Raw genomic sequence first — 6,561 nt, 5'->3', positions numbered from 1 at the left:
TGGCGGTTGAAAAACCGCTCAATTCGGCGAATGACCGACGACGCCCCTGCGCTTCCCGGGAAACGCTCAGCCAGCTCCCCATGCCGGACGTCCTTGGCTTGAAGGAGTGCCAGGACAACGAGAGAAAGCAGTTCCACTTGGTTTTTGCGGTACTCCGGGAAATGAGCACAAAAGCAGCGCGTCAGATGGGTCAGCGTGGCAGGGGACGCGTTCTGTTTTGACGGATCAGACGGGAGATTTCAACCCCTCAACAAAGTGTCGGGTACTGAGCCCATCAAGGCTCCATTTGGATGACCACCGCGAAATAACTGAGATTCAATGCAACAAACTGAATAAAGAGTTGGCAGGTTCAGTCCGTCGCATTGATCTGTAAATCCTCTTCAGGGAAAGGAATATTGTGAACAAGAGCGGCCAGCACGACTCGGACAGCTATTCGGCTGCGGGCTATTGTCAGGGCAGATTGGTCTGTGTGGATTGAGTTCAGTCGGCCACGTCTACGTCTTGCAGCACGGTGACCTGCGGGGCCTCACTGAACCAGTCAGCGGCTTTGGCGCGGTAGGCCTGATAATGGGCACTGGCACGGTGGGCTTCCACAGCGGCCATGTCACGGTAGCGTTCCTGAACATAAAAACGCAGCAGGCCGTCCCGCTCCTCACGCAGCAGATCGTAGCGGAGGTTGCCTTCTTCCTGGCGGCTGTGCAGAACCATCGTCCGCATTTCCTGCTCGACCTGCGCGGCATATTCGGGTTTGGGCACAATGATGGCCTGGACATTGACGTAGGCGCTTTTGGAATCGCTGCTCATGCCTGTGCCGCCACAGGGCTTTCCTGAAGGGCAGTCAGGAACACCGTCACGAACTCCTCGTCGCTCATGGGGTTCTGCCCGGTGATCAGCTCACGGTCGCGCATGACATTGCTGCTCCACTTCGCGCCGTTCTGAATGGTCATGCCAGCAGCGGTCAGGGCGTCTTCCGGGTAGTACAGCATGGGAGCATCGAAACCGCTCTCGGCGTCCTTTTCCTCGGGGGTGCTGAACACAGTGGCCTTATAGCCACCGTACAGGAAGTCCTGAGCGCTGGGCGTAGCACCATTTTGCAGAGCTTCCTGATAGGCGGCGGCATCTTTCTGTGCAGCCAGAAGCGCCACAGGCGCGTGACAGATCAGCGCTGTGGGCAGGCTCTGAGCATGGAAGTGGGCCAGCACACGGCCCAGGTCAGGATCACGCATCAGCTCGATCATGGGCGCGTGTCCGCCGGGAAGGAAAACAGCGGCGTAATCGTCCAGGTGCGCGGCGGCGTCGGACAACTTCAGAATGGGGCCGCTCAGGGTCTGCTCGACGAAGGCCTTGATCTGTCCGTACTCGGCTTCATCCTTGAAGAAGTTGGCGGCGTCGCTCACCTGATCCAGCGGTGGCCGGTTGCCGCGCGGGGTGGCAATGATCAGTTCGTAGCCTTCCTGCACGAGGCGGTGCGCGGGTACGCCGAACTCGTTGAGATAGAAGCCGGTGGCATGCGTCTGACCGCCTTGCAACGGAAGGACGGATTCACTGGACATGACAACGAGGATCTTCTTATTCATAAAGTCAGCATAGGAAGCGGCTTCAGGGCAATATGTGCGATAAATCACTTTGATAAACAAAGCACAAGAAACGGCACACGTCTGATGGGGGCTGAAAATACATGAGACTGGGCAGGCAACTTGGGCCGCCCAGTGGAATTGCACAACAGGGTGGTTACGGCCCGGATTCCGGAAAGGAACTCTGCCACACCGCCTGAAATCAGGTGCATACAATCAGGTCTGACCTGATTAGAGGCTGGTTCGCACCTGCCACAGTTCCGGAAAAAGCACGATTTCCAGGGCTTTCCGGAGATAGCCAGCGCCGCTGGTGCCTCCGCTACCTGTCTTGAATCCGATGGTGCGTTCCACGGTGGTCAGATGATTGAAACGCCATGCCCGGAAGTTGTCTTCCACGTCCAGCAGTTTCTCGGCCAGTTCATAGAGATCCCAGTACTGTTCGGGATTGCGGTACACGGTCAGCCACGCGGCCAGAACATCGGCATTTTCGACGGGCTTCTGGGAAAAGTCGCGCTGCAAGACTTCGGTGGGCACGAACAGACCACGCGCCGCCAGCAGTTGCAGGGTCAGGTCGTACACGCTGGGGGCTGCGAGGGCTGCCTGAAGTGGGTCATGCAGGTCGGTGCGGTGGGCATGGGGCCGCAGCAGGGCCGGATCGCGGTTGCCCAGCAGCACCTCCACCATGCGGTACTGCGCCGACTGGAACCCCGAAGCCCGCCCGAAGGCGTCCCGAAACTGGAGGTAGTCGGCAGGCGTCATGGTCTTGAGCACGTCCCAGGCATTGGTCATCTGCTGCTGCGCCTTGACCACCCGTGAGAGCATTTTCAGCGGCGCATCGGTCACGCCCGCCGCCAGCAGGGTCATGGCCGCCGTCAGTTCGCGCACCACCAGCGACATCCAGACCTCCGACACGTGATGCACGGAAACGAACAGATGCTCGTCGTGCGCCTGGGTCACTGGTTGGTGCGCCGAGAGCAGCGTATCGATCTGCAAATATTCCACGTAACTGAGTGCCCGCGAAAAGTCACCGTAGGCGCGTTCGGCAGAATTCGGGTCTGGGTCGGCAGGGATGACGGGAGGCCGTGAGTCGCTCATAGGCTGAGGGTACTCCCAGAGGGGAGGTCATAGATACCCAGGATGGGGGTAAATAACCAGCAGGTTTCAGGAATCAAAGAACACAAACAGCAGGCAAATCCTGAGCCGCACTTCAGCAGAACGCTTCCTGGAACTTGCCGATGCAGTGGGAAATTTTCGTCTAGAAGCCAGAATTCTTCGATACAGATGACCTTCTGCTCAGAAAGTGATCGATTCCTCGTATCCCGCCCGTACCTGTTGACGGCGTTGTTTGACCGCGTACATCCGGCGGTCAGCCAGTTCGATCAAGTCCGGGCCAGAGGCTTCACTGCTCTGGGCAATACCCATGCTGACGCCCCTCAGTCCAGAAACCTGCCGGGCAGCCAGCACCGCCACATCAACCTGCTCGTACAGGGCGTCTTCCTCGGTGCTGACCGATAGCAGAATGAATTCATCGCCACCCACACGGTACAAACTGGCTGCCTTGCCCAGTTCTACGGCCAGTGTTCCGGCAAATACCTGCAACACCTTGTCGCCCTGCGCGTGGCCTTCGGCGTCGTTGACCGTCTTGAGGCCGTCGAGATCCAGAACAGCCAGAGTAAAGGCTTTGTCGATGCTGCTCCATTCGTCCAGATCGTGGTCGAAGGCCCGCCGATTCAGTGCCCCGGTCAGGGAATCCTGGCGTGCTTCCTGAAGGGCCGCGTCCATCACCAGACGCCGGTCCAGAGCGCTCCGCACGCTGCGCCCCGCCGCCTCCAACAGCGCCCGGTCACTGCTGCGCCACTGAGGTACGGGGTTGTCCTTCAGGCGCACTGTCATCAGCAGAGAAGTCACCTTGCCCCGTGTCCCGAGCGGCAACCATGCAATTTGCTTGACCCCGGCCTCGATCACTTCTTTCAGGGCACCCTGATTGGCCGCGTAATCGTTCGTATACAGCGGCAAGGTGGCATTTCTGAGGGCCGAGGTGAGCGTGCCGGGCAAGCGCAAGACCCGGTCCGGGATGGCGTGCGCCTCGATGGGCAAACGCGGATGGCTATAGGCCGCCTCAATTCTGAGAGTTTCGCCGTGAAACAGGATCAGGCCCGTGTAATCGGCTCCCAATGCCTCGCCCAGAAGTCCTGCTGCCGCAAGGGTAATCTCTTCCGGGCCGAGATCGAGATCCATCAGGCTGGAAACGCCTTCCAGGACCCGGCCATGCTCCAGAGTTCGGCGCAACTCCTGGCCCAGTTGCTCCTGTGCTCCCAATTCGCGGCTCAGTTGCAGATTCTTGATTCTGAGTTCCAGTTCATCCACGACCAGCGCCGCCAGATCCTGAAGGGCCTGGAGATCGCCGGGAGTCAGTGGATGGGGCTGATCGTCCATGACGCAGAGCGTGCCAATGCGGTGCCCACTGGGACTGGTCAGGGGTGCGCCCGCATACATATGAATGTGCGGGTCGCCCGTGACCCCCGGGTTGTAGCAAAAGCGGGGATCAAGGTGGGCATTCTCGACGACCATGGGCGTGTCATGCAAAATAGTCCAGGCACACAGCGCCTCTGAACGCGGCATGCTGACTGGATTCACGCCCACCGCCGACTTGCCCCAGAGCCGGTGCTGATCCACAAAATTGACCATAGCAACGGGAGTTTTAAGCAGGTGGGCGGCCAGCCGGGTAATCCGGTCGAAAGCCGCTTCCGGATAGGTATCCAGGATCTCGTACTGGGCCAGTGTCAACAGCCGGGCATATTCTTGGTCGGGGAAAGGAGCACCGGTCATGTGCGTACAGCATAGGCCTCGTCTTCTGGCAATCCCCTGACAAGGGGTATAGCGGATAGGCCATGAAGAAAAAATCTCGGTGGAAGGCGGCTGAGCCGGGCCAGCTGCCATGAAGATCCGAAGAACCAGGGCCGCTGCCAATCAGTTCAGGTTCAGGCGCGTCCAGAAGTCGCATTTATGGTCGGCGGCAAAGGCAGTGCTTTCCTGCACGCCCATAAGATTGAACACCTGAACATTGGCGCGGGCTGGATCGAAGGGCTGCCAGGCGGGTTGGCCCGTGACCGTGGGGCGGCCCGTTTTGGCAAAAGTTGCCCAGGCTTCACTCAGGTGATCCGACAATCTGGCCTGCTGCGGGCTGAACTGTTCCGGCGACCCCAGGCCCGCGATAGGCTTCTGGAAGGCGTAGATCAGGCCGCTGCTGTGGGCCGAACCCAGTCCTGGCAGGTCGGCGGGGGTCTTGATGGACGTGGCGGCCTGTGGATCGCTGAACTCGAAGGCGTAGACGGGCACGTACTGAGAAAGAGCGGTACCGACCCGCACGGCAGGGCAGCTGAACACGGCATCAGTGAACAGCGTGGCAAAAGCCAGTGCAGGTGTGGAATAGGAGCGGACAGGATACTGCGCCAGCACCCGGCCCAGGTTGGCCGCGCCCGCCAACAGGCCCGTGCCGCCCCAGTACTGAACGACGCTGAGGGGTTTGCCGCCCGGCGAAATAGCGGAAACGAACAGACGGCCCTCATCGTGATTGGTGCCCGCCAGCACGGGAACCCGGTTAAAACGGCCCTGTGCGAAGGCGTCCTGAAGCGTCAGAGGCAGGATTCCGGCTCCGTAGACAGGTGACCAGACCAGATTGCTGGCGGGCCTCAGCCCCGGCACCGTGGTCTTCAGAAGGGTTTCTGGATTGACTTTACGCAGGCAGGCCAGATCGGTGGGGCGGCAGGCCAACTTGTCGGCGTAACGCACGTTGCGAGCCGAAGCCTGCGCCAGCGTGACCGCATTACCCGGACTGAGACACAATCCACTCTGAATAATGGCCTTCTGGAACAGGCCCGCCGCCTGCGGTGACGCGAGTTGGGCGCAGACGCTCATGCCGCCTGCCGATTCACCGAAGATGGTCACGTCGGCAGGATTGCCCCCGAATGCGGCCACATTACGCCCCACCCAGCGCAGAGCCGCCTGCTGATCCATCAACCCATAATTGCCTGAAGTCTGGTCAGCAGCTTCGGCGTTCAGTGCAGGCAGCGACAGGAACCCCAGCGCTCCCAGGCGGTAGTTGAGGGTCACGACCACCACACCGTACTTTTCGGCCAGCACACTGCCGTCATAGGCGCTGCCGGAACCCAGGGTAAAACTGCCGCCGTGCAGCCACACCATCACGGGCAGGCGGCTGTCGGCAGTGGCCGATCTGGGCGTGTAGACATTCAAAAACAGGCAGTCTTCATTGCCTTGCACCTCTCCGGGCGTCACTCCAGCCACCGGAAAGAGGCCGAGAGCGACCTGAGGACAGACAGACCCCGCCTGAGTGGCATCACGGGGCGCTGTCCAACTGGGCGCGGGCTGCGGCGGTTGCCAGCGTAATTCGCCCACCGGAGGCGCGGCGTAGGGAATGCCCAGAAAGCTGTTGGCCTCGGCCTGCTGTCCGGTCACTGCGCCCTGAGCGGTCTGCACAGTCACTGGGGTCTGAGCCTGGGCCGCGCACAGAAGCAGCGTCGTGGTGGTTGCCAGCCGAAAAAACGCTGTTCCTGTCAACACAGTTCTCAACATAGAACACCTCTGGAAAGAGCGGAAGAGGAAGGGAGAAGACCGCATCCGCTCACGACAACAACTCTTGGTAGTCAGGATCTTTGCTCGGGATTCTGGCTCAGGATAGGCATTCAGGGGGAAGCACTTTCAAGGTAAGCAGGCTTACGAAAATGTTCTGTACGGAGAAGGACAAATCAGAGGACAGGGTTAGAAAGAGCAGCAAAACAGGTCTGTTGACAGATCATTTTTTCCTGGCTGGGCAACGAAAGCAGTCTTATTCGGTTGGTCTTCCGTGGAATGTTGCCCAGCCCTATCCCCTTAAGGTCTACCAGACAAAACCTGACCACCAGGGCACAGATTGGTACTCTGTAGGCCTGATGACCCTGCCGCACTCCTCCCCCACTCCAGCTGCAAG

Annotated in this window: 6 protein-coding genes; 1 reads left to right on the top strand and 5 read right to left on the bottom strand. The window is 59.9% G+C overall.

The features are described 5' to 3' along the window. The coding region (locus tag F561_RS29750; protein WP_211214810.1) for a hypothetical protein at positions 1 to 221 on the top strand (221 nt) is incomplete at its 5' end. Positions 222 to 480: 259 nt separating this feature from the next. On the opposite strand, the gene F561_RS0121280 is transcribed toward F561_RS29750, so the two are convergent. The 5 genes from F561_RS0121280 to F561_RS26335 all read right to left on the bottom strand — a co-directional run bounded on the left by F561_RS0121280 (position 481) and on the right by F561_RS26335 (position 6,167). After that, on the bottom strand, positions 481 to 804 hold the full coding sequence (locus tag F561_RS0121280) for a putative quinol monooxygenase (RefSeq protein WP_019011994.1): 324 nt from the start codon (positions 802 to 804) through the stop codon (positions 481 to 483). Continuing rightward, a complete protein-coding gene (locus tag F561_RS0121275) occupies positions 801 to 1,577 on the bottom strand; it encodes a type 1 glutamine amidotransferase domain-containing protein (protein ID WP_157452081.1) in 777 nt (258 codons plus the stop codon). Before F561_RS0121275 ends, F561_RS0121280 begins: the two co-directional genes overlap by 4 nt. Positions 1,578 to 1,805: 228 nt before the next feature. After that, a complete protein-coding gene (locus tag F561_RS0121270; RefSeq protein ID WP_019011992.1) occupies positions 1,806 to 2,669 on the bottom strand; it encodes a tryptophan 2,3-dioxygenase in 864 nt (287 codons plus the stop codon). Between the two features lie 198 nt (positions 2,670 to 2,867). Further along, positions 2,868 to 4,403 (bottom strand): diguanylate cyclase domain-containing protein, encoded by a 1,536-nt coding sequence (locus F561_RS0121265; protein WP_019011991.1) that lies wholly within the window; start codon positions 4,401 to 4,403, stop codon positions 2,868 to 2,870. A 141-nt stretch (positions 4,404 to 4,544) separates the two neighbouring features. Beyond that, entirely contained in the window at positions 4,545 to 6,167 is a 1,623-nt protein-coding gene (locus tag F561_RS26335; RefSeq protein ID WP_169389558.1) for a carboxylesterase/lipase family protein, read from the bottom strand. Positions 6,168 to 6,561: the final 394 nt, after the last annotated feature.

Origin of the sequence: Deinococcus aquatilis DSM 23025 (assembly GCF_000378445.1) — a bacterium.
GTDB classification, from domain to species: Bacteria; Deinococcota; Deinococci; order Deinococcales; family Deinococcaceae; genus Deinococcus; species Deinococcus aquatilis.
The sequence above is the reverse complement of the archived record's forward strand: the minus strand, read 5'-3'. Positions and strand labels throughout refer to the sequence as shown.

What these genes read in the sequence shown, in the direction of transcription:
- F561_RS0121280 (WP_019011994.1), bottom strand. Translation starts at nt 804, where the DNA reads ATGAGCAGCGATTCCAAAAGCGCCTACGTCAATGTCCAGGCCATCATT.
- F561_RS0121275 (WP_157452081.1), bottom strand. Translation starts at nt 1,577, where the DNA reads ATGAATAAGAAGATCCTCGTTGTCATGTCCAGTGAATCCGTCCTTCCG.
- F561_RS0121270 (WP_019011992.1), bottom strand. Translation starts at nt 2,669, where the DNA reads ATGAGCGACTCACGGCCTCCCGTCATCCCTGCCGACCCAGACCCGAAT.
- F561_RS0121265 (WP_019011991.1), bottom strand. Translation starts at nt 4,403, where the DNA reads ATGACCGGTGCTCCTTTCCCCGACCAAGAATATGCCCGGCTGTTGACA.
- F561_RS26335 (WP_169389558.1), bottom strand. Translation starts at nt 6,167, where the DNA reads ATGTTGAGAACTGTGTTGACAGGAACAGCGTTTTTTCGGCTGGCAACC.